Genomic DNA, 22,322 nt, shown 5'->3' on the forward strand with positions numbered 1-22,322 from the left:
GGATAAATGACATGAGTGAACTCAATTGGTTTATGTGGGGACTCGATCTATTTTCAGGACTATTTTTGATCGTCATCGGCTTCGCAGTACTCGCCGTTATTTACATGTATATCGCAGATAAAATGCAGACTAAACAAGCAGTAAGGCATAACTATCCCGTGATTGGTCGTTTTCGATATCTGTTCGAAAAACAAGGTGAGTTTTTCAGGCAATACTTTTTCGCCCAAGACAGGGAAGAATTGCCCTTCAACCGTGCTGAACGCAGCTGGGTTTACCGCGCCGCTAAAAATGTTGATAGAACCATAGCCTTTGGTTCGACTCGCCCCTTGGATACTGCCGGTACTATCATGTTTATGAATACCGCCTTCCCGACCCAAGATGAAGATATTACTCCTATTCATCCGCTGACGATTGGCACTCACTGTCGTCAACCTTATACCACTCAAGCCATTTGCCATATTTCAGCCATGAGTTTTGGCGCCCTATCGCGCCCAGCTATCACCGCCCTTTCCCATGGCGCAGCGCAGGCGGGTTGCTGGCTTAATACGGGTGAAGGTGGCTTGAGTCCTTATCATCTCAAAGGCGGTTGCGATCTCGTCTTTCAAATTGGAACGGCCAAATACGGCGTTCGCAATGAACAAGGGCATTTAGATGATGAAAAACTGAAAGCGATAGCGATTCATCCAGAAGTCAAAATGTTCGAAATCAAAATGAGCCAAGGGGCAAAACCAGGCAAAGGTGGCATTTTACCCGGTATTAAAGTGAATGCTGAAATTGCCCATATTCGCGGCATTCCTGAGGGACACGACTCAATCAGCCCCAATGGCCATATCGAATTTAAGTCAGTGAACGACATTTTGGATATGGTCGAACGAGTACGTGAAGTTACAGGTAAACCTACTGGCATTAAAGCCGTACTCGGTGAAGTACAATGGCTGGAAGATTTATGTGATGAAATTGAACGCCGCGGCGAAGACTCAGCCCCCGACTTTTTCACCTTAGACAGCGCCGATGGCGGCACGGGCGCAGCGCCGCAACCGTTAATGGATTATGTCGGATTACCGCTGAAAGAAAGCTTACCTATCCTAGTCAATATCTTGATCCAACGAGGCTTGCGTAAACGTATCAAAGTCATCGCCTCGGGCAAACTTATCGCCCCATCTAGAGTCGCTTGGGCTTTGGCATTAGGTGCTGACTTTATCGCATCGGCCCGTGGCAACATGTTCGCCCTCGGCTGTATTCAAGCCTTGCAATGTAATAAAGATACCTGTCCAACGGGTATCACTACGCACAATCCAAAACTTCAACAAGGGCTAAATCCTAGGGATAAATCGACGCGGGTCGCTAACTATAATCATAATTTACACCATGACTTAGGGCTAATCGCGCACTCTTGCGGTGTGACAGAGCCAAGACAACTTAAGCCTTCACATGTACGAATTGTGCTCGATAGCGGTTTATCTATCTCACTCGACAAATTCTATTCGCACATGGATAAATAGCCGCAAACCCTTGCGGTGATTAGCCAGTACAACTTTTGTCTATATGAGTTTTACATAAGGTATATTTGAATGCGTATCACAAAAGAGGTAAGATCCGTGAGGTGAGGCGTTATTCAAATACCTTACCCACAATTGAACTTAAGGAAACACTTTGAAATCTAGCTTCGTAAGCCAACTGCCCGCCAGTAAAACTGTAAGCACGAGCTGTAAGAGCTGTAATCGCCTGACTGAGATCGAAGGCGAGCTTGTGTGTTTTCGTGAAGGACAGATCATTCGACTCACCTTGATCGATGAGTCAGCGCCTAAATTGAATCTTTTATGCGAAGGTTGGAAAGCTGGCAAGCTGAATGGCGTAGCTTAATTCGGCACTATTGGTCTTAAACAAGATATAAAGCGTTAAAGCAAAATGACTCTTCCTTGAGCATCGAGAATAGTTGCTCACCACTACCCTCCCACATTCTCATCAAACGCTGACTTTCTAACGCATTTTCTATGATGTTTAGCGCATGCTCATCATATAGTCACTTGTCGGCACATGCATATCGCGGATCACGCCCGCAAGTACCATCTCTGGATTGACCTTAGCCAAAGTAAGACACCGAGTCGTCACCAGTAGGCCCGCATTCAATTCAGCATGAATACGTTGCAGCGAATCATAATCAACACCACGTTTTTTCAATGTCGCCATGATGGCATCCCAATCAGTGGCAACTTTTTCTTCTTTGCCTTCAATGTTAACTCTCAGTGCAATATTTTCCATGCCAGATCTCTTCCGATTGATGTGTTGGCATTTGAGTATAGAGAGCCAAAGCTGAATAAAGACTGAACTGTATTGCGCTATTAACTGCTCAGAGGAGTATGTTGCTGCTCATTTTGTATCCGCCATAATTTGGCATATAGACCATTTGCCAATAGCAAAGTCTGATGATTACCTTGCTCAACAATTTCACCTTGGCTCAATACAACGATTTGGTCAGCATCGACAATCGTAGATAATCGATGTGCCACCACAAGGCTGGTATGCCCTTTAGCGACTTCCCGCAGTGCCGACAAAATCGCTTGCTCGGAGCGGCTATCGAGTGAGGATGTTGCCTCATCAAACACTAGCACGGGCGAGCCCTTTAAAATGGCTCTGGCTATCGCAACCCGCTGTTTTTCTCCGCCAGAGAGCTTTAAGCCGCGTTCACCCACCTTTGTATCCCACCCAAGGGCAAGTGATGTAATAAATTGCTCTAAGTGCGCTAATTTAATTGCGTTGCGCACCTCTTCATCCGTCGCGCTTGGGCGGCCATAGCGTATGTTCTCAACTAATGAATCGTTAAACAGCACAGTATCCTGCGGCACGATAGCGATGGCCCGTCGCAGCGCATCTTGCGTCAAATGACGGATATCTTGTCCATCGATTTTAATCGCGCCTTGGTCCACATCGTAAAATCGAAATAGCAGTTTAATCAGCGTTGATTTACCGGCACCACTATCACCGACTACGGCCACTTTTTTTCCCGCAGCAACCTTAAAACTCACGTCCCGCAAAATTTGCCGCTCGTCGTAGCTGAAATTCACATTTTCAAATACCAGCTCGCCCTTGGTGGGCTGAAAATCGAGTGCTTGGGCTGAGTCGACTATCATGGGATGTTTATCGAGCAGGCTAAACATACGTTCAATATTGGCTAAGGCGCCGCGAATTTCGCGATACACGAAACCTAAAAAGTTAAGGGGTAAAAAGAGCTGCATCATAAACGCATTAATCAACACAAAATCACCTAAGGTCATATCGCCATAGGTGACTCGGTAAGCCGCCAGCGCCATCATAGCTGTCATCGCCAGAGCGATAATCACAGCTTGTCCGCCATTAAGCGCAAACAAAGATAAGCGGTTTTTACGTTTAGCGACTTCCCACTGTTCTAGCGCTTGATCGTAGCGCTGCGACTCATACTTTTCATTATTGAAATACTTAACGGTTTCGTAGTTCAGCAAACTATCAATCGCCCGGGTATTTGATAAAGAGTCAGCCTTGGCGGCATCACGTACGTACTCAGTGCGCCATTCGGTCGCAACCACAGAGAATATGATGTAGGCCAACACAGCAACAAAAGTGATTGCCGCAAACGCAATGCCGTAGTTATAGAAGAAAATGCCAATCACCATTACAATTTCGAGCAAGGTCGGCACTATGTTGAACACCATAAACCGCATGAGGAAACTCACGCCACTGGTGCCGCGCTCAATATCACGGGATAGACCGCCGGTTTTGCGCTCTAGATGAAAATCGAGATCAAGTCGGTGTAAATGGTCGAATACCGCTAAGCCTAAACGGCGGATCGCCCGCTCAGTCACCCGACCAAACAAGGTATCGCGGATCTCCCCCGTAATCGCCGTCAGTAAACGAATCGCACCATAGGCCAACACTAATCCCACGGGCACACTAAGGGCTTGCGCGGTTTTATCAGCGTCTAAGGTATCAACCAAATGCTTTAAAATAAAAGGCAGAGCCACGCTGGTCAACTTAGCGATGATGAGGCAGGACATCGCCAACGCAATCCGACCTTTGTATTCCAATAAGTAAGGCCAAAGCAGCTTCATGACGTGCCAGTTTAATTTATCGACTGGACCTTCAAAATATAACGTTGGGCGCATAGGACATAACCTTGAATGAGTTATGTCAATTGTAACAGTACAAACCAGACTTAAGCTAAACGAAATGAGCAAAGCTTGAATAAAATCAATCAGATTTTTCTGACAGACAAATAGACTTATTCACGACACAATGCACAGCTATTCTGATCCGATGAAAAGCCAAGCTGTCATACTTACGTATTACACTGGCATATTCATAATAAATGAATTTATACTGATTTCTGTGCTGGTATAAATACCGATAGCTTGCGTTTGACTTGACCTCTGCGCCGTATGACAGAAGACAAGTTTGCTATGGGAAAAGCTTAGCTCAACCTTGCTGCTGTTGATTATTTTAGCAGTTTTGCCCAAAATGCCATGGAGGCGGTTATACAAATCGATAGAATTTGTTAACCTCTACGCGCTAGATTTGGCGATTCATACGCCCAAGCTCTAGCGAGAACATTAAGACAAATAAATTAAATAAGATCAAAGGAAGCTTTATGTTGGATTCCGCTAAAGTTCAATACCCGCCATTACCACTGATCCAAACTTGGGTGTGGATGATGATCGAATCAGGCAATCCAGAGATACAAGATAAAGGTAGAAACAACCTTATTGCCGCCTTTGGTAGCTTAGCCAAAGCAAATGAATACATTGTTGAAATAAGCAATAAATAGATAAAACAAAGGCGCCGGGATAGCGCCTTTGTTTTTACTTTACCCGCAATCGTTAACGACTAATTCAGATATAGTTGCGGTTTATGTTCGCACGTACAGATAATTAAACCTGACGGCGTTCGATAATACTCTGATTCAAAATGGCCAACAGGCGCTCGGTATCATCCCAACCGATACATGCATCGGTAATACTCTGACCATAACACAGCTCTTGGCCTTCAATTAAATCCTGACGACCTTCCACTAAATGGCTTTCGACCATAACGCCAAAAATAGCAGTATTCCCCGTCGCCACTTGACCTGCCACATCCTCAGCCACCACTAATTGACGTTGGTACTCTTTACTACTATTGGCATGGCTAAAGTCGATCATAATGTTGTCAGCAAGCTGAGCTTTTAATAACTGCTGGCTAATTTCAGCGACATGCGGCGCACTGTAATTAGGCTCACGGCCGCCACGTAAAATAATGTGGCAATCAGGATTCCCTTTGGTCGAAACGATCGCCGAATGGCCTAACTTAGTCACAGACAAAAAATGGTGCGGTGCATTGGCAGCACCTATCGCATCGATAGCGACTTTAATGGTGCCATCGGTCCCATTTTTAAAACCGACCGGACAAGAAAGACCAGAGGCTAGCTCTCTGTGCACTTGTGACTCAGTTGTTCGGGCGCCAATGGCTCCCCAGCACATTAAATCTGCCATATATTGCGGGGTGATCATGTCAAGAAACTCACCCGCGGTTGGCATACCGCTGTCGTTCAAGTCCACTAACAACTTACGCGCAGTACGTAAACCATCATTGAGTTTAAAGCTGTTATCCATGTAAGGATCGTTAATCAGCCCCTTCCAACCTACTGTGGTTCTTGGCTTTTCAAAATACACTCGCATCACGATTTCGAGTTGATCTTTATACTGCTCACGCAGCGTAACCAGACGCTGACCATATTCCAACGCCGCTTTGGGATCGTGGATAGAACAAGGTCCAATTACCACTAACAGGCGATCATCAGACTTAGCCAGAATATTGTGGATACTATTTCGCGCATTAAACACAGTCGCAGAGGCTTTTTCGGAAGCAGGAAATCGTTCTAGAATCGCGATAGGAGGAAGTAACTCTTTTACTTCTTTAATGCGAACGTCATCATTTTGGTAATACATAATTTTACTGCTCCAACTCTGGTGTTTTAGGCTATTTCTATCGCTGCGATAAGGGATCTCAACTGCAATACTGAGTTCAATTTATCGAGTCTCAAGCGCCAATGCAACCAAGTTGTCTCCATTTCAAAAAATCAAATATAACTTATTGTTTTAATATATTTTAAAAAAATCAAAATTCAAATATGCCAGCTAACTCACAGCCTTAATGAACAAAATCGAATATGGCGGATAAAAAGCAAGCGGGGAATGATTGCGGCAAGTACGAGTGAGCTATCCATGCCTGTCAGCTAAGGTATTAACGACTAAACGCTTGAATGAGTGCAATTGATCCAGTTCTCTATGCAAGAGAACTGGATGCTAAAGCAAGCCAATACTAATGGTGCAGCATGACTTGTAACTTGTTTTGATAGCGATGACGCTCTGAATCATCACGGCTCAAAGCTAGCGCTTTTTCCATATTCAGTTTGGCACGCTTTTCATCCCCCAGCGCCCAATAGGTTTTTGATAAACCGAAGAAGAATTCATGCCGATAATCAGCTTTGGCCAACGCCCTTTGATACCATGCTAAAGCCTCGTCGTATTGATGTTCATCGAAGGCTTGCTGCGCCATATCATAGTAATAATAAGGATTACGTATCCTTGCTAATTCAAGCACTTTATTGATTTCAGCCCATTCATCAAGCCGGCCCTGATCCCCTAAAATCAAGGCTAAGTTATAAAGCGTGGTTAAATTTTTCGCCTCAAACTTAAGCGCATAGCGATACACTTGTTCGGCCCGTTTCTCATCCCCTTTATGCCGATAAATAATGGCGAGCGTATTGAGTGAGGGGACAAACTGACCGACATTTAAACCCGCTTTGATAAGGGCATAGGCCCTATCTAAATCGCCATTCACTAAAGACTCTGCCGCCATGTTATTGTAAAACATGCTGATCAAGGTTTGCTTATTCACTCGGGTCTTACCATACCCTCGTAGGGCGCGCTCGGGCATGAAGTCCACTAAGATTGCTGCGGATGACACATAGACTGAATGTAAATTCTCGGGCGGAAGTAAGCGTAAGTTCACATGACCATTGATTAAATAGAAATCCCCTTGCTTGTCCCATATGGGTTCAATAGCGATATCTTGATACTCAGCGCCCACATTCAATATATCCGCCAACGCAGAAGTCATGACCACTAAGGACATGCAATTCCCTGCCCTTTGGGCGTAGGTTTCACGGGCAATTTGGGTCAGGTTATCTTGGTAGCGAAAATCAATTTTAGCGCTATTGGTTTGGCTGGCATTGATATAACTGGCTAACCATTCGTTGGCTAACATGGCGTTATTATGGGAAAAAGTATATTTGTCATAGCTACGCTTTACATCTGTTACCACCTCAGGCGGCAGATAAAAAATATCCGCAACGGAAGGAATATCGGCGACAGGGGTAAACAATGAATCGGCAAGTAGCGACTCAAGATCAGACGGATCAGGCGCGATGGTCGTCGAGCTACAGGCAACCAACTGACTGAGTACAGTGCCCATTATGGCACTCAGGTATACGGCTCGGAATAGTTTTGACATATGTCCTCCCACACCATTAGCTCCTATTTGAGCTTATTACAAATGGCGAAAAAGACGACATAAAATGGTTACAAAAAATGACAATCGCTATCGTTAAAAAATAACTATAAGTGATTTAACACGTTAGTTACTGCGAAGGTTGATCAACCTCTATGTATAGCTCACGCTGCTGGTAATGGTATGGCCGATAGTTATGCTCCCCACAGGTAAAATAGCGATAGGGCTTCATCACAGTAATACAACCTAAGGGTAAAGCCTGCAGAATTTGGATCTGCTGTTGACGACGAAGCGACTCCTGCCACTCAAAATCCTTGAGCACTTGATCACGCACAGCAAAGGCATCGACAGGCTCACTCGAGCGGTTAACTATGATTTCCCCTGCAAAGGCAGATACTGATATCAAGCCAGCAATAACGATAAGACTGAGTCGCGTAAATTGACCGACTGCTGTGGCATTTAAGCTCATAGTTCACTCCTTTATTCGTGCAGTAAATGGTGCAGGTAAATAGTGTAGGTAAATCATGCTGTAAGGTAATGCACGGCAGCCTGCTTAAGCCCCACTCTAAACCGCCTTGAGCTTAACCCATGACCAAGCCCCATAAAAAAGCAGAGCCTAAGCTCTGCTTTACTATCCCTCGAACCACGCTAGGCATCAAGTTGAATCACCATTCATTCGCCAGTTTACTTAACCAGCACTTTTAACCGTAACAAACTCTGGGTAAGCATCGATACCACAATCAGACGCATCCATACCATTGTATTCTTCTTCCTCAGTCACACGGATCCCCATGGTTTTCTTAATCGCATACCAAACCACAAAGGATGAACAGAATACCCAAGTAAAGATGAAGGCTGCACCGGTCAACTGCCCAGTAATAGTCGCATCAGCGTTGGATAATGGCACACACATTAACCCAAGAAAACCCGCCACGCCGTGTACTGAAATCGCGCCCACTGGATCATCGATCTTAATGCGATCTAAGCCTACAATAGAGAACACCACTAAACCACCAGCAACCACACCAATCACGCCCGCCATTAACAGTGAAGGTGATAGCGGATCTGCCGTAATCGCCACTAAGCCCGCTAGGATCCCGTTGAGGATCATAGTTAAATCCGCTTTACCCCAAATCATCTTACACACGATAAGCGCAGAGATAGCACCAAATGCAGCCGCAGTATTAGTATTTACGAACACTTTTGCCACTGAGCTCGCATTCGCCGCATCCGACACCATTAATTGCGAGCCACCGTTGAAGCCAAACCAGCCCATCCACAGAATAAACATACCTAAGGTTGCCATCGGCAAATTAGAGCCTGGGATAGGATTCACTTGACCGTTAGGGCCATATTTACCCTTACGTGCACCAAGCAATAATACCCCCGCAATCGCTGCAGTCGCACCAGTCATGTGCACAATACCGCTACCGGCAAAGTCCACAAAGCCCAGTTTTGCGATAAAACCTTGGCCCCAAGTCCAATACCCTTCTACTGGATAGATAACTGCAGTCATTACCACAGAGAAGAATAGGAAAGCCCATAACTTCATCCGTTCCGCCACGGCGCCAGAGACAATTGACATCGCCGTTGCCACAAACACCACTTGGAAGAAAAAGTCAGATTCTAATGCATGGCTCGCATCCGATGATTGAGAACCGATTAAGGTACCAATCGATGGTAGCCAGCCTCCTTCAGTGTTATCGACATACATAATGTTGTAGCCAACCAATAGGTACATCACACAGGCAATCGCGTACAAAACCACGTTCTTAGTTAAAATTTCAGTGGTGTTTTTAGAGCGAACTAAGCCCGCTTCTAACATGGCAAATCCCGCTGCCATCCACATTACCAAAGCACCTGAGATCAAAAAGTAAAAGGTATCGAGTGCAAAGCGTAGTTCAGTGACTGTGCCACCTAGTTTTGTTAATTCTTCCATTATCAGCCCCTTATAGCGCTTCTGTATCGAGTTCACCCGTACGGATACGGATAGCATGTTCTAAGTCGACGACGAAGATCTTACCGTCGCCAATTTTCCCCGTATGAGCCGCCGTGGTGATGGCCTCAATCAACATGTCGAGATTTTCAGCCTTAGTGGCAATTTCTAGTTTTACTTTTGGCAAAAAATCCACCTGATACTCGGCGCCACGATACAGCTCTGTGTGCCCTTTTTGACGGCCAAAACCTTTAACTTCGGTCACCGTCATGCCTTCAATACCTATTCCGGCGATAGCTTCACGGACATCATCCAACTTAAATGGCTTGATGATAGCGCTGACTAGTTTCATCCTGACCTCCAAAAAAACGCGATTGTTATTAATTTGTATCAAAGGTAATTCAATCATTAGGCCAACAATTTAACTTACTGATTATTTTAAACTTTAACTAAACAAGGTTATTTTTAAAGGTTAAAAATGCACCATGATCGAGCACAAACAAGTGCAACGCACTCTTTTAGTGAGCAGTTTAAGTGCAACAGCTATTCGACCTTAGGCCTATTGGTAACAAGGTTAAATTGGGGTCTACTGGGGAAGCGTAAATCGAGATGAAATCTGAGCATCACAGCACAAGCTCTTAGACAAAAGCGAAGATCATCACTAAGACAATCATCAAGCGCAGAAGGAAGGCCCGATGTTAAAACCCGAAGAATGTGTTCTCGTTATCGTCGATGTGCAGGGAAAACTTGCACAAATCATGGATAACAGTGACAAGCTGCACCAACAACTACAGACCTTAATCCAAGGTGCACAATTATTTGAAATACCCATACTATGGTTAGAACAGCTACCCGATAAGCTCGGAGCAACCAGTCCTGAGCTTCAAACCTTGCTAGAGAAAACCGGCTCCCCCATTGCCAAGCAACATTTTAGCGGTTGGCACTGTGAAGAGTTTGCGCAGGCACTCACTAAGACAAATCGTAAACACGTCATACTGGCGGGCATTGAAACCCATGTGTGTGTTTATCAAACCTGTTGTGACCTTATAGAGCAGCAATATTCGGTGCATCTCGTCGCAGACGGCGTCTCGTCACGCAGTGCTGAGAATAAACAACTGGGTATTCAGATGATGACAGCCAGAGGCGCCTTATTAACGAACGTTGAATCACTATTATTTGAATTACAACATCAGGCCCAAGGCGAGCGCTTTAGGGCATTATTAAAACTGATAAAATAGTCTTAAATTTATTTAGGGTAAAATAATAAAGGTCACATTAACTTGTGACCTTTATATTAAAATATCGTTACAATTATTAAATTAGAAACGACCAGTCAGACCTAAACCAATAAATACACCATCAGCATCGGAATCTAATTCTCTAGCTAATTCAAAGTTTGCAGAGAAGCTATCAGATAGACGTAACCAATAAGCGGTTTTTAATACGAAAGTATCATCATGACCATCATCAGTATAACCTAGACCAACAGACCATGATTTAGTCACATACCAATCAGCACCTAAATTGAATGTGTCGTCAGAATCTTGATGTGTCCAGTTTGCGCTCAAATCAACACCAGTGGTTGATTGCAGTGCAATAAAGCTACGCACTTTTAAACCGTATGATTCTTCGATGCTATCGCTGCCATCGTTATAGAAAGCAGATACTGCAGAGCTATCGTTGAAGTAATAACCGACTTCTGCACCGTAAGTGTTCCAGTCAAAACTGCCGATTTCAGAACGTTGATAGTTAGCAGCAATAAACCATTTAGAAGCAAATACATAAGTGCCATCAACACCAATGGTATCTAAATCTGATTCATCATAATTGCTGTAATTAACGCCAACATTAGACGTTTGAGCTAAAAATCCATTAAGCGCATAAGGACCTTTAGTTTGGTCAACTGGGCTAATGTAGTAACGATAATTCGCGTTCCACAGACCATCGCTGAACTCTTCAGAATTTGCGCTATATTTTAGGCCTGCTTCATGCTGAAATGAGTTATCTTGTGCAGCAGCGGCATTAACACTTACGAAACCTAATAATATTGCAAGCGCGGTAATTTTTTTCATCAAAGTATTCCCTTATATGATTATAAGCTAGGAGTAAAAGATGAAGATAACGAAGAAACAATCTCAGCATTGCTTATTCCATTATCATTAATATCCATTTAAATTTTTTATTTAAACGAACCTGCTCTCCTAGCGGCGCACACCTTAATGCAAAAAATATAGAATTGAAATAAAAACTTAATATTTATCCTTTAATAAAGGATATAAAAAAAGCTCCTTATACAGGAGCTTTTTATTATTTTGAAGTCTACTTAAGTATTATTTATAAGTGGCTTCGCGTTTTTTCGCTTCTTCATCCCACTTAGGTAACATGTCCTTCTTAAATGCTTCTTTCTCAGCATTCATTTTTTCCATGTCCATACCTAAAGCGGCTTGTGCCTTAGCTTTAGTCGAAATATCAGGGATAGCGACAGGATCTGTGATGCCTTTTTTCGCCAACAGTTGCGCTAATTTAACCCGCGCATCAGCCGCTTTATCTACCGCGGTACCTAAAATACGTAAGACTTCTTCAGGAGCGTGAGCAGCAGCGCCGTGTGAAGCAATCGCATAGTCCCAACGCCATTGTGAATGACGGATATCGGTTAGAATAGGCTTCATTTCCGCTTCAGTTGCACCCGCTTTCCAAGCGGCTGCGGCTTCAAAGTGCGCTTTCACCAGTTGTGCTTCGGCGCGGCCTTTAAGCTCTTTTACTTTCGCTTTACGTTCGTTGGTCAAGCCGACTAAGAACTCTTTACTTTGGCTGTGGCACGTCGCGCAGGTTTCTTCAAAACGATCAAATGGGTTACCCACTTTATGATCTGTGTACTTACGACCCTTGTCGTTAGTCACTTTTGGCATGTGACAATCAACACAGCTCACATCGTTCTTACCATGAACACCGAGTTTCCAAGTTTCATAACCAGGGTGCTGCGCTTTTAACATAGGGGTTTTAGACAGCGCATGCGTCCAGTCGGAGAACTCAATACCGTCGTAATAGGTTTCCATTTGCTCAACGGTTGTGCCCATATCCCAAGGGAATTTAACGAAACCTTTTCTGCCTTCTTTTTTCTCGAAATAGTATTCAACGTGACACTGACCGCAGACCATAGATTGCTTGTCTTTTTTAGACGCTTTGGCAAACGGTGTACCTAATGCTTCCATACCACGTTCAGCAAAGGGGCGAGAGATACGCAGTTTAGGCGTGCCTTTCTCATGGCAGTCGCCGCAGCCTATAGTATTGACGACTTCTGGGCCGCCCTTGGCCCATTTACCTTTAAAGTAACCATCTTCGCCTTGCTCTTCAATTAAGCGAGGTACATCAGGGCTCTTACAGCTCCAACAAGCCATAGGCATTGGACCATCTTCCGCGTTGGCTGGTGCGCCAGTTCGCAGAGTGTTACGCACATCCGTAATGGCATACATGTGGCCACGTGGTGCGTTGTAATCTTTCGCAAAACCATAACCTGCCCACAGCACGACTAAGCTCGGGTCCGAGGCTAACACATCGGTATTTTCAGTGCTTTTATCTGTGTCATGCCAGCTAGCGTATTGATTAGCAAATTTGTCTTTATAAACTTCGTTGCGAGGCTCAGTTTTATCACTCGCCATTGCGCCCGCCGCCATGAAGCTGGCGGCAACCAGTGCACTTAGTGCAAAGGACTTACCTGTCATCTTCTTCATCATCTCATCTCCGTGTTGCATTATTGTTGTAAATCACGACATCTCCATGGTCAAACTTAGTGACTTAATCCCGCTAAACATATACCTCTTAGGGGGTATCTAGGTCGAAGTTTGCGCTAGATCAAAATGTAAAGGTGTTGTTGTTCACACTTCTATACTTTTGTTAATGTATTACATTATTTTCTAATGTAAAAACCACTGCAAAGTGCCATAACAGCGGCCATTAAAATGAATAGCGGATTAATGAAACGAGGCAGTCTAACCTCAAAAATCTTAGGATTAATGTTAGTACTCATTCTGCTTTCTAGCAGTTTATCGACCTTTGCTATCATCAATTTGTCTTACAGCTTGGGCGACGCTAAGGCGATTAACGCCTCGGGTTCTTTGCGGATGCAAAGCTACCGATTGATGTTTTACGCCAACTCTGGCAGTGATGCTGCGCTCGATAAAATCATCGAATTCGAAAACACCCTCTATTCCGATACCTTAAAGCCTTCAGATAGTTGGTTTAGTCCACGTAAGATTGCCGATCAATACCAGCTCGTGATCGATAAATGGCTGGTGATGAAATACTACATAGAGCAAGAAAACTCCCGCGACTATGTGGCGTCACTTAAGGACTTTGTCGACACCATAGATTTACTGGTATTGGAGATGGAGCACCACGCCGCCTTTAAACTCAGGCTCCTCGCCGCCAGCCAAATATTAGGCTTAAGCGTCATGCTCATTATCGCCTTTGTGGCGGTGCGTTTTACTAAGAAGAAAGTGGTAATCCCACTGCAAAAGCTTATGGAATCGGCGAATACTATTTCTAAAGGCAATTTTGAAATCGAAATGCCCGAAACCGAATATATCGAACTCACAGCGCTCACCCATGCCCTGCAAAAAACCGCCAAGGAACTCGCTATGCTTTATGGCGATTTAGAGTCGCAGGTGGCAGAGAAAACCTTAGCACTCACTCGGGCCAACAATGAGCTGGCATTTTTATACGATAACCTACTGACATTAAACGCAAATAAGCTCGATTACAAAGCGCTCAAAGCGGCACTAAATCAGTTAAAAGGCTATGAGTCACTCGACTACCTTAGGCTCATTATCCAGTATCCAGAGCAAGAGCTTGAAGTGATTGAGGCCGATGGCGGCTGGCCAGATATGACTCAAGAGAGTACCCGTTTCCCGCTACAATTTGAGCAAGCAAATCTGGGCTACTTAGAGTTGATTGCCGATCAAACACCGAATATCGCGCTATTTAAAAATTTCGCGATTATGCTGACTCGCTCAATCGTGATCCACAACGCCACAGAGCAAAGGCAACAACTGGCACTGATGGAGGAACGCGGCGTAATCGCACGGGAATTACACGACTCCTTAGGTCAAGTGCTGTCCTTCCTTAAGATCCAAATTAGCTTATTACGCAAAAACTTAGATCACAGCTGCCGCAACCCAACAATTGAGGCTCAATTAACCGAAATCAATGAAGGCGTGAGCACTGCCTATGTGCAGCTCAGGGAATTGCTGTCGACCTTTAGACTCACAATTAAAGAACCCGATCTAAAAAGTGCCCTAGAGGCTATGCTCGAGCAGCTCAGAGCCAAGACGAATATCAAGATCACCTTAGACTATAAACTTGCACCACAATGGTTAGAGGCAAAGCAGCATATTCACATACTGCAGATCACGCGAGAAGCGACTCTAAACGCCATCAAACACGCCGAGGCCAGCCTCATCAATATCCATTGTTATAAGGATGACGAGGGCATGGTCAATATCAATGTTTGCGATAACGGCATAGGTATTGGACATTTAAAAGAACGAGATCAACACTTTGGCATAGGGATTATGCATGAGCGAGCCAGCAAACTTTCAGGTAAAGTCATATTTAGCGACAACGAGATAAGCAGATTTAAACCTGCTACGGCAACCACGATTGAGCAAGGATGCAACGAACAAGACGATACACTCAAGCCTAACCATTCATTCAACCTTGTGCAGCACAGCAAAGGTTCAAGTGGTACTCGAGTGACACTTATTTTCCCCTCTCAACAGGAGCCTTCAAATGGGTAAACCTTATTCCGTACTTGTGGTCGATGACCATCCCCTGTTACGCAAAGGCATCTGCCAGCTCATTGCCTCAGATCCTGATTTCAGCCTTTTTGGTGAAGCTGGTGGCGGTTTAGACGCATTAACCGCCGTCGCCACCGATGAACCCGACATTATTTTGCTCGATCTGAATATGAAAGGCATGACAGGCCTAGATACGCTCAATGCCATGCGCCAAGAGGGCGTCACCTCGCGCATAGTGATACTCACAGTTTCCGATGCCAAACAAGATGTGATCCGCTTACTACGCGCCGGAGCCGACGGCTATTTGCTCAAAGATACTGAGCCCGATTTACTGCTCGAAAAACTCAAAAATGCCATGCTTGGCCACAGAGTTATCAGCGATGAAGTGGAGGAATACCTCTACGAGCTAAAAGATGCGACCGATGAGCAAGAATGGATTTCGAGCCTGACGCCAAGGGAGCTGCAAATTCTAGAGCAACTGGCGGAAGGCTTAAGTAATAGGATGATTTCAGAGCATTTACACATTAGTGAAGGCACAGTCAAAGTGCATGTGAAAAACCTACTGCGTAAAGCCAATGCCAAGTCGAGAACCGAAATGGCGGTGCGCTACCTTAATCAATAATCCCTGAGTTTAGCGAGGTATGGCGCAAACAATAAAGGCAATCCCATGATTGCCTTTATGTTTTTATCGAATAGGATTTAAATGGATGATTACAGACCTTTCTCGACAAACTGCTGCCAACTCAGTAGCGCCAGCTCAAAATCCTCTAAGCCACAATAGGCTTCAGATTCAGCATCATAGAGTGACATCGCCTCTTCTAATTCATACTCTTGCTCGAAACCTAACGTATTCGCAAACACCCGCGCCTGCTCACGCTCTAACTCTAAGGTGAAATCATTACCGACGAGACGCCATGCACCTCGTTTATCGGTTTGAATTTCTTTAATCATGTCTAACACTTGCTGAATTTTGGCTAACTCAGGCCCCAATTCTTCTGTAAACCATTGCCCCAGCACTTCATGATCCATGCTAAAGCTGGCCAGAAAAGTGCCGGTTAAACTGTTACGCCGAAATTCGTATTCCATTTTATTGTCTCTTTGCTCTAAGCCTACTAACGCTAATTTTAACCTATCCTTGCCGAAGTTGCTCGCCTCCCGCAGCACAGCCGATTTAACTCTATTAGCGTTGGCCTCATATCCGTTAAGCACGAGTACTGACTTCATTTTCGCGGTAAAATCAGTTAGCTTGTTTGTATGATTTTGAAAGTTATATGGAATGCGATATGCACGAAGGATTTATCTACAGTTTAGTGCTAAGCGGCGCCCAAGCGGGTTCCACCTTAAGCTTAGAACAGATCGAAAAATGGGATCCGCAGGATGGTCTACTCTGGTTGCACCTTCGCTATCGCAATAAAAAGGCGCGCCACTGGATACTCAATAGCGGCCTGCCGAAGGTCGAGAGTGATGCCCTACTCGCCCAAGATACTCGCCCCCGCGCCGTTATCGCCGGCGAAGGCATATTGCTCGCGTTACGCGGCGTCAACCTCAACCCCAATTCAGCTCCCGAAGACATGGTGGCCGTGCGTATTTATGCCGATAAACAGCGGATCATATCCACCTGCGATCGCGAGTTACAGTCGGTCAAAGATGTCGCCGAGCTGATCCTTGAGGGAAATGGGCCTGCAACTACGGGCGACTTTATCGTCGCTGTCTGCGAGCGACTCACTAACCGTAAAGTCGAGTTCATCGATAAGTTAGAAGAACAACTCTCTGATTTAGAAGAGCTCGTTGTCTCAGGCAATGTAAAAGACCTACGCACCGATATCGCCGAACTGCGCCGCCAAACTGTCGCCATTCGCCGCTATTTAGCGCCCCAGCGTGAAGCCTTTTCAAAAATGATTTCCGAGCAAGTTAGTCTGTTTAACGATTCTGAGCGACTTAAGCTCAGGGAAACAAACGATAAGCTTATCCGCACCATTGAAGATCTCGATGCCCTGCGCGATAGGGCGAATGTGACTCAGGAAGAATTACTCAGTCAGCAATCGGAGCAGCTCAATAAGCGCTTATATTTCTTATCTTTAGTGTCGGCCATCTTCTTACCATTGGGCTTTTTAACGGGCTTACTCGGAGTCAATATTGGCGGCATACCGGGCGCCGACAACACATGGGCCTTCGCCACCTTCTGCGGCATATTAATCTCACTCGTCGCCCTACAAATGGCACTGTTTTATCGATTTAAGTGGTTATAGCATCCTTAAAAACAACAACGCCAATCGATTAGGATTGGCGTTGTTTTCGTTCATTCTTATAAGCTGAATGTTATGAGCTAATGCTTATGCTCTAAGCGGGCGATTATGTCGTCGGCAACTCAAACACATGAGTCATGACTTTATAAAGCTCTGTTCCTTGGTGCACAGACGCCGAAGCAAAGTGCAAAATCGGCACACAGTCCTGGGGCAAACTGAGCGTCTTTAGCTCATCCACTGTACCGTATAAATCCATTCGCAGTAAATTCACTAAGGGCTGTCCCGCAGTCAATGGTTCACCCACTGGCGCGAGGTATTCCACTAACCCTGAACTTGGCGCGTGATACTTTTTATAGTCCTTAAGGTAACAACCAAAGCGCTGCATTTTAGCGGGCGCAACAGTTTCAGCGATCACGCCGCGGTGGCTCAAATACGCCAAAATCCCTTGGGCATCAACCAACGCATCCTCAAGACAGACGCGCTCTTGGCTCGCCAACTCCAAGGTTAACGCTGACACAGCAACGGCTAAATCTCGCCCCTGCGCTTTTGCAAAATCACTTAATTGCCACCAAGGACAAAACGCCGCCTCATCCATAGCACCACCAAAGGTGTTGGGGATAACAAGCGTATAAGGGATCGACAAAAACTGCGCGGCAGCTAAGTCATATTCAGGACAATACAAATGCTTACAGGATTTAGGACCCGTATGTAGATCGAGCACTATATCCGCGCCGTGGGCCATAATCTGCAGATTAACCGCAAGCCTATGCCCGGTTGTAATGCCCCATTCATGCCGCAACTTTTGCTGACAAGCTTCAACCAAAGTACTACGATAAGCTTGGATCAGCTCGCTATCACTCAGCTTGGCATGTTCGCTATACCAAGTCGGCAAATCGATAGCCTGATTCAAATACTCACGATTCCAATTCGCCCCCGTAATAGGATCAAATCGGCCAAGGGTAAACTCACCACTTTTTTGGTTGATCCCAAGAGGATTGGCAAGCGGCACTAAGGTGATTTCGCCGCGGATGTCACAGTGTTCGAGCTGCTTCATCAACTGATAAATCACCGCATTACCTTGCACTTCAGCGCCGTGGACATTGGCCTGAATATACACTTTGGGGCCAGTCGCCTTATCGTCGCTCGGCTTAAAATGGTAAATAGGCAAGGTAAGCGCTTGCCCTGCGGCAAGCTCGCCAATTTGCAGAGACGATGTTGTCGGCAGCATATTAAGCGCCTTCGAACAGATTTTGATGCAGCGATTTCACCACTTGCGCCGCTTCCGATTCTGCCACTAACACACACAGATTATGTGGGCTGGCGCCTTGGCAAATCATCCGCACATTGTGTGGTTCTAACACTTCAAACACACGGCGACAAATACCTGGCGTGGTCGCGATGCGGTTACCGATAATCGCCACTAAGGCCAAACCGTCTTCGACGCGCACCCGGCAATGCTGTGATAATTCTTGCAACAATGCCTCACTCAACAAACCTTGGCCACTTGAATCTGAGCCAGTTTTATCGAGGGTTAGAGACACGTTCACTTCTGAGGTGGTAATTAAATCCACACTGATCTTATGTCGCGCCAATGTCGCAAAGGTTTCCGCTAAAAAGCCCTGTGCATGCAACATTTGCAAGCTGTGAAGATTTAACAGGGTTTGGTCGCGGCGCAAAGCCACAGCGCGGAATACGGGCGCATCTTCCACTTGATGACGGATCCAAGTCCCGCCCTTTTCAGGCTCTTTACTTGAACCCACAAACACTTGAATTTGTTGACGAACAGCAGGAAGAATGGTCGCAGGATGCAATACCTTGGCACCAAAGGTCGCCATCTCGGCGGCTTCATTAAAGCTGATCTCGGCAATCGGAAAGGCATTGGGCGCAAGGCGAGGATCGGTTGTATAAATCCCTGCGACATCGGTCCAAATCTCGACCGCTGAGGCGCGTAGCGCTTCGGCTAACAGCGCAGCAGAATAATCACTACCACCGCGGCCTAATGTGGTCGTTTGACCTGCTTCATCGGCACCGATAAAGCCTTGTGTGACAATCACTTGTTCCGCTAATAGTGGCTGAAGATAATCACGAGCTAAAGTCGCAATCTGCTCAACCTGAGGTTCCGCGCGGCCAAAGTGGCTGTCGGTACGTAATACTCGGCGTACATCGAAGGCGCTGGAGTTAACACCTTTCTCGCGGATGACTGCTGAAAACAACGCCGAAGAACATTGCTCACCGAGGGACAACAACTCATCCATGGTCGCTTTGCTGCGTTGTGATGCGAGCGCGTCACTCAATACTGACATGCGACTCAATAATTTATCTAATGCGGCGGCCACATCGTTAGGACGACCGAGCTTATCTAAAATCGCGTATTGAATTTGGGCAATTTGTTTTAATCGCTGTAATCGACCATCGTCGTTGATGGATTCTTGAGTCAATTCCACTAACAGATTGGTCACGCCACTCGATGCGCTGACCACGACTAAACGGCAATGAGGATTAGCTAACACTATGTCGGCACAGCGATTCATAGCGTTATAGTCGGCGACTGAGGTGCCACCAAATTTTGCGACAACGAGGGACATTAGCGCACCTCCGTGAAACACGTAGGGCAAGAAATAAACGCAGATTGAATAAAATATTGATTAACTAACATGATCACACTCCGAACTAACTTCGTTCGAAGAGCCTGGTGCTCAATGATAACGCACCCCAAAAGAAGGGAAACAGCAATCGTCACCAGAAGCTCTCCACCAATTACAGGTGACAATCGTCAGGATTCAGCCTGAGCGACCGACATAAACATGCAGCAACCATATCTATGCCTCGGCGTTAATCTCCCTCATCAGTCATCGCTGGAGTTTGTGCTCCTCTGACCGACTACCTAGTTAACGCTCCTCTTCTGTTCCTTTCCTAGGGAAAGGGACGAAAAAAGTAGCAATAAACCCCTAATGAAGTCAATGCTAATTTCATAACAAATGAATAATTTAAATAAAATCTTTTTAAAACAACTAAGTGCTTAAATCGGGTAACTCGTATACCAGCTGCACATAATCACTAAATTTGCCTAAACACACTTCATCATGTCCGGCCAAGGTGCAAGGCACTAAGCTAACATCCCCTTGTTCGACCACATAAATCGCGTATTGATTAAATTTCTTCCCCAATTGCAGCGCCATCGTTCTATCGATAAACACGGCCCAGCTTTTTTCCATGTGGGATAAATCCGGCGCCGCGCCCACTAAAGCACGATAGGGACTGCCGAGTAATTCAATTTCACGGAGAAGTTGGCGATCGAGTAAACGGTTTTGACTGGGAGAAAGCAGCTTTGAAGCGGGATTATGAGCGGTAATAACAGCAAAGGAAAAATCACAGGATAATGCTTGAGTCAGCAAAAATAACGGCGCTTGGTAACATTGCCACAAATCTTGAGTCGTATTGTCCATTGGTAGTCTAATCGAAAAATGAACCCAAGCTAGTGTAGCAGAGTGATTGTAAAATCCAAAGAGGCGTGAACTGGCTCACAGGAATGGCAAATACATTAGTTATACTAATCAATAGCTAAAGTAAATATCATGGTAAAAACCCCGACTCACCTAAAATTTGTTAACATTTCATTTGTTAACAAATGACTAAAACGAGTACAATGTACGTACTGGTGAGTTGAAACAGATTGAGCAAGATGCTTATCGTTCAATACAGTTTGTTACATATATCGCTTTAAGTAACGTGAACTGACCGGGCATCTGTTTAAAATGTGTTCTACATTTGATTTGTCTTTTAAACATTTAAAAAAAACAATAGTTAAGGAACTTATTCTAACTATTGCTTATCGAAGTTGGTACTGATTACGTTTTCTCGTATTACACTTAAACGTGCACTTAATCTACATCCAGATATAGATGTCACCGTAAAGATTTTCCTTTTGAGCACAAAGCAGTTCAAGGAAGTATCAACGCTTTTATGAATATAAGAGCCCGAAGTAAGTTGCTCTTATTGGTTAGTATAAACTGATTAAAATTTAGGTAAATAATATGCAAAATCCGCACATTCTGATCGTTGAAGATGAAGCCGTTACCCGTAACACGCTGAGAAGTATTTTCGAGGCAGAAGGGTATGTGGTAACTGAGGCCAATGATGGCGCAGAAATGCATAAGGCTATGCAGGAAAACAAAATTAACTTGGTCGTTATGGACATTAACTTGCCAGGCAAGAATGGCCTGTTGTTGGCACGTGAACTACGTGAAATCAACAACATCGGTCTGATCTTCCTGACAGGTCGTGACAACGAAGTCGACAAAATCCTTGGACTTGAAATTGGCGCGGACGATTATATTACCAAGCCGTTCAACCCACGTGAATTGACGATTCGTGCTCGTAACCTTCTGACTCGCGTCAACAGCGCTGGTGCCGAAGTCGAAGAAAAGAGCTCAGTAGAATACTATCGCTTCAACGATTGGAGCTTAGAGATCAACAGCCGTTCATTAGTGAGCCCGCAGGGTGAGTCTTACAAACTGCCACGTAGCGAATTCCGCGCTATGCTGCACTTTGTTGAAAACCCAGGCAAAATTTTGACTCGTGCCGATCTACTGATGAAAATGACTGGCCGTGAACTTAAGCCACACGATCGTACTGTAGACGTGACTATCCGTCGTATTCGTAAGCATTTTGAAAGCTTGCCAGATACGCCAGAAATCATCGCGACTATTCACGGTGAAGGCTATCGCTTTTGCGGTAACTTAGAAGGCTAATTGCCCGCTAAGCGACACTCGCATTAGCAACAGGATTGATTCGATAAGCATCAATTCACAAAAACCAGATCCT

General features: G+C 45.1%; 21 protein-coding genes and 1 riboswitch. Of the genes, 8 read left to right on the forward strand and 13 right to left on the reverse strand.

Features of this window, described 5'->3' with window-relative positions:
• Window positions 1-11: 11 nt before the first annotated feature.
• A complete protein-coding gene (locus Q4Q46_RS10860; RefSeq protein WP_311905938.1) occupies window positions 12-1,502 on the forward strand; it encodes an FMN-binding glutamate synthase family protein in 1,491 nt (496 codons plus the stop codon).
• A gap of 151 nt (window positions 1,503-1,653) precedes the next feature.
• Window positions 1,654-1,863 (forward strand): hypothetical protein, encoded by a 210-nt coding sequence (locus Q4Q46_RS10865; protein WP_006084154.1) that lies wholly within the window; start codon window positions 1,654-1,656, stop codon window positions 1,861-1,863.
• Between the two features lie 138 nt (window positions 1,864-2,001).
• Here the strand turns inward: Q4Q46_RS10865 and Q4Q46_RS10870 are convergent, their stop codons facing one another.
• A complete protein-coding gene (locus tag Q4Q46_RS10870; protein WP_311905939.1) occupies window positions 2,002-2,262 on the reverse strand; it encodes a hypothetical protein in 261 nt (86 codons plus the stop codon).
• A gap of 80 nt (window positions 2,263-2,342) precedes the next feature.
• A complete protein-coding gene (locus Q4Q46_RS10875) occupies window positions 2,343-4,139 on the reverse strand; it encodes an ABCB family ABC transporter ATP-binding protein/permease (protein ID WP_311905940.1) in 1,797 nt (598 codons plus the stop codon).
• Window positions 4,140-4,621: 482 nt separating this feature from the next.
• Between Q4Q46_RS10875 and Q4Q46_RS10880 the strand changes: the two genes are divergently transcribed.
• Entirely contained in the window at window positions 4,622-4,798 is a 177-nt protein-coding gene (locus Q4Q46_RS10880; protein ID WP_105250227.1) for a hypothetical protein, read from the forward strand.
• A 103-nt stretch (window positions 4,799-4,901) separates the two neighbouring features.
• On the opposite strand, the gene aroG is transcribed toward Q4Q46_RS10880, so the two are convergent.
• The 5 genes from aroG to Q4Q46_RS10905 all read right to left on the reverse strand — a co-directional run bounded on the left by aroG (window position 4,902) and on the right by Q4Q46_RS10905 (window position 9,809).
• Window positions 4,902-5,957 carry a 3-deoxy-7-phosphoheptulonate synthase AroG gene (aroG, locus tag Q4Q46_RS10885; RefSeq protein WP_220591144.1) on the reverse strand — a complete coding sequence of 352 codons (1,056 nt, stop codon included), beginning with the start codon at window positions 5,955-5,957 and terminating at the stop codon, window positions 4,902-4,904.
• 373 nt (window positions 5,958-6,330) lie between these two features.
• On the reverse strand, window positions 6,331-7,524 hold the full coding sequence (locus Q4Q46_RS10890) for a tetratricopeptide repeat protein (protein WP_300478214.1): 1,194 nt from the start codon (window positions 7,522-7,524) through the stop codon (window positions 6,331-6,333).
• 127 nt (window positions 7,525-7,651) lie between these two features.
• Window positions 7,652-7,990, reverse strand: a complete 339-nt coding sequence (locus Q4Q46_RS10895; RefSeq protein WP_300478212.1) for a hypothetical protein — start codon at window positions 7,988-7,990, stop codon at window positions 7,652-7,654.
• A gap of 219 nt (window positions 7,991-8,209) precedes the next feature.
• Entirely contained in the window at window positions 8,210-9,460 is a 1,251-nt protein-coding gene (locus tag Q4Q46_RS10900) for an ammonium transporter AmtB (RefSeq protein ID WP_311905941.1), read from the reverse strand.
• Between the two features lie 10 nt (window positions 9,461-9,470).
• Window positions 9,471-9,809 (reverse strand): P-II family nitrogen regulator, encoded by a 339-nt coding sequence (locus Q4Q46_RS10905; RefSeq protein ID WP_028761800.1) that lies wholly within the window; start codon window positions 9,807-9,809, stop codon window positions 9,471-9,473.
• A 343-nt stretch (window positions 9,810-10,152) separates the two neighbouring features.
• On the opposite strand from Q4Q46_RS10905, the gene Q4Q46_RS10910 reads away from it, so the two are divergent.
• Entirely contained in the window at window positions 10,153-10,695 is a 543-nt protein-coding gene (locus tag Q4Q46_RS10910; protein ID WP_220591146.1) for a hydrolase, read from the forward strand.
• Between the two features lie 81 nt (window positions 10,696-10,776).
• On the opposite strand, the gene Q4Q46_RS10915 is transcribed toward Q4Q46_RS10910, so the two are convergent.
• A complete protein-coding gene (locus Q4Q46_RS10915; RefSeq protein ID WP_063881746.1) occupies window positions 10,777-11,529 on the reverse strand; it encodes a putative porin in 753 nt (250 codons plus the stop codon).
• A 258-nt stretch (window positions 11,530-11,787) separates the two neighbouring features.
• Window positions 11,788-13,191 (reverse strand): ammonia-forming nitrite reductase cytochrome c552 subunit, encoded by a 1,404-nt coding sequence (nrfA, locus tag Q4Q46_RS10920; RefSeq protein WP_012090224.1) that lies wholly within the window; start codon window positions 13,189-13,191, stop codon window positions 11,788-11,790.
• A 225-nt stretch (window positions 13,192-13,416) separates the two neighbouring features.
• On the opposite strand from nrfA, the gene narQ reads away from it, so the two are divergent.
• A complete protein-coding gene (narQ, locus tag Q4Q46_RS10925) occupies window positions 13,417-15,252 on the forward strand; it encodes a nitrate/nitrite two-component system sensor histidine kinase NarQ (protein WP_311905942.1) in 1,836 nt (611 codons plus the stop codon).
• Complete coding sequence (locus Q4Q46_RS10930; RefSeq protein WP_006084162.1) at window positions 15,245-15,874, forward strand: response regulator; 630 nt, start codon at window positions 15,245-15,247, stop codon at window positions 15,872-15,874. Before narQ ends, Q4Q46_RS10930 begins: the two co-directional genes overlap by 8 nt.
• A gap of 89 nt (window positions 15,875-15,963) precedes the next feature.
• Here the strand turns inward: Q4Q46_RS10930 and Q4Q46_RS10935 are convergent, their stop codons facing one another.
• Window positions 15,964-16,338 (reverse strand): YacL family protein, encoded by a 375-nt coding sequence (locus tag Q4Q46_RS10935; RefSeq protein WP_311905943.1) that lies wholly within the window; start codon window positions 16,336-16,338, stop codon window positions 15,964-15,966.
• Between the two features lie 197 nt (window positions 16,339-16,535).
• Between Q4Q46_RS10935 and Q4Q46_RS10940 the strand changes: the two genes are divergently transcribed.
• Window positions 16,536-17,501 carry a zinc transporter ZntB gene (locus Q4Q46_RS10940; RefSeq protein ID WP_012588585.1) on the forward strand — a complete coding sequence of 322 codons (966 nt, stop codon included), beginning with the start codon at window positions 16,536-16,538 and terminating at the stop codon, window positions 17,499-17,501.
• Window positions 17,502-17,604: 103 nt separating this feature from the next.
• On the opposite strand, the gene Q4Q46_RS10945 is transcribed toward Q4Q46_RS10940, so the two are convergent.
• The 3 genes from Q4Q46_RS10945 to Q4Q46_RS10955 all read right to left on the reverse strand — a co-directional run bounded on the left by Q4Q46_RS10945 (window position 17,605) and on the right by Q4Q46_RS10955 (window position 20,944).
• A complete protein-coding gene (locus Q4Q46_RS10945) occupies window positions 17,605-18,726 on the reverse strand; it encodes a succinylglutamate desuccinylase/aspartoacylase family protein (RefSeq protein ID WP_311905944.1) in 1,122 nt (373 codons plus the stop codon).
• Window position 18,727: 1 nt separating this feature from the next.
• Window positions 18,728-20,083 carry a lysine-sensitive aspartokinase 3 gene (gene lysC, locus Q4Q46_RS10950; protein ID WP_063881752.1) on the reverse strand — a complete coding sequence of 452 codons (1,356 nt, stop codon included), beginning with the start codon at window positions 20,081-20,083 and terminating at the stop codon, window positions 18,728-18,730.
• A 150-nt stretch (window positions 20,084-20,233) separates the two neighbouring features.
• A riboswitch (Lysine riboswitch) is annotated at window positions 20,234-20,408 on the reverse strand.
• 101 nt (window positions 20,409-20,509) lie between these two features.
• Window positions 20,510-20,944 (reverse strand): DUF3293 domain-containing protein, encoded by a 435-nt coding sequence (locus Q4Q46_RS10955; RefSeq protein ID WP_006084167.1) that lies wholly within the window; start codon window positions 20,942-20,944, stop codon window positions 20,510-20,512.
• A 588-nt stretch (window positions 20,945-21,532) separates the two neighbouring features.
• On the opposite strand from Q4Q46_RS10955, the gene arcA reads away from it, so the two are divergent.
• Window positions 21,533-22,249: a two-component system response regulator ArcA gene (arcA, locus tag Q4Q46_RS10960; protein WP_006080127.1), complete on the forward strand. Its 717-nt coding sequence runs from the start codon at window positions 21,533-21,535 to the stop codon at window positions 22,247-22,249.
• Window positions 22,250-22,322: the final 73 nt, after the last annotated feature.

Source organism: Shewanella vaxholmensis (assembly GCF_031932135.1).
Lineage (GTDB): Bacteria > Pseudomonadota > Gammaproteobacteria > Enterobacterales > Shewanellaceae > Shewanella > Shewanella hafniensis.

Excerpts from the sequence above, each read along its gene's own strand:
- narQ (WP_311905942.1), top strand. The coding sequence starts at position 13,417 with ATGAATAGCGGATTAATGAAACGAGGCAGTCTAACCTCAAAAATCTTA.
- Q4Q46_RS10930 (WP_006084162.1), top strand. The coding sequence starts at position 15,245 with ATGGGTAAACCTTATTCCGTACTTGTGGTCGATGACCATCCCCTGTTA.
- Q4Q46_RS10935 (WP_311905943.1), bottom strand. The coding sequence starts at position 16,338 with ATGGAATACGAATTTCGGCGTAACAGTTTAACCGGCACTTTTCTGGCC.
- Q4Q46_RS10880 (WP_105250227.1), top strand. The coding sequence starts at position 4,622 with ATGTTGGATTCCGCTAAAGTTCAATACCCGCCATTACCACTGATCCAA.
- Q4Q46_RS10875 (WP_311905940.1), bottom strand. The coding sequence starts at position 4,139 with ATGCGCCCAACGTTATATTTTGAAGGTCCAGTCGATAAATTAAACTGG.
- Q4Q46_RS10895 (WP_300478212.1), bottom strand. The coding sequence starts at position 7,990 with ATGAGCTTAAATGCCACAGCAGTCGGTCAATTTACGCGACTCAGTCTT.
- Q4Q46_RS10915 (WP_063881746.1), bottom strand. The coding sequence starts at position 11,529 with ATGAAAAAAATTACCGCGCTTGCAATATTATTAGGTTTCGTAAGTGTT.
- Q4Q46_RS10860 (WP_311905938.1), top strand. The coding sequence starts at position 12 with ATGAGTGAACTCAATTGGTTTATGTGGGGACTCGATCTATTTTCAGGA.
- Q4Q46_RS10910 (WP_220591146.1), top strand. The coding sequence starts at position 10,153 with ATGTTAAAACCCGAAGAATGTGTTCTCGTTATCGTCGATGTGCAGGGA.
- nrfA (WP_012090224.1), bottom strand. The coding sequence starts at position 13,191 with ATGATGAAGAAGATGACAGGTAAGTCCTTTGCACTAAGTGCACTGGTT.
- Q4Q46_RS10890 (WP_300478214.1), bottom strand. The coding sequence starts at position 7,524 with ATGTCAAAACTATTCCGAGCCGTATACCTGAGTGCCATAATGGGCACT.
- Q4Q46_RS10955 (WP_006084167.1), bottom strand. The coding sequence starts at position 20,944 with ATGGACAATACGACTCAAGATTTGTGGCAATGTTACCAAGCGCCGTTA.
- Q4Q46_RS10945 (WP_311905944.1), bottom strand. The coding sequence starts at position 18,726 with ATGCTGCCGACAACATCGTCTCTGCAAATTGGCGAGCTTGCCGCAGGG.
- Q4Q46_RS10905 (WP_028761800.1), bottom strand. The coding sequence starts at position 9,809 with ATGAAACTAGTCAGCGCTATCATCAAGCCATTTAAGTTGGATGATGTC.
- Q4Q46_RS10870 (WP_311905939.1), bottom strand. The coding sequence starts at position 2,262 with ATGGAAAATATTGCACTGAGAGTTAACATTGAAGGCAAAGAAGAAAAA.
- aroG (WP_220591144.1), bottom strand. The coding sequence starts at position 5,957 with ATGTATTACCAAAATGATGACGTTCGCATTAAAGAAGTAAAAGAGTTA.
- Q4Q46_RS10900 (WP_311905941.1), bottom strand. The coding sequence starts at position 9,460 with ATGGAAGAATTAACAAAACTAGGTGGCACAGTCACTGAACTACGCTTT.
- lysC (WP_063881752.1), bottom strand. The coding sequence starts at position 20,083 with ATGTCCCTCGTTGTCGCAAAATTTGGTGGCACCTCAGTCGCCGACTAT.
- Q4Q46_RS10940 (WP_012588585.1), top strand. The coding sequence starts at position 16,536 with ATGCACGAAGGATTTATCTACAGTTTAGTGCTAAGCGGCGCCCAAGCG.
- arcA (WP_006080127.1), top strand. The coding sequence starts at position 21,533 with ATGCAAAATCCGCACATTCTGATCGTTGAAGATGAAGCCGTTACCCGT.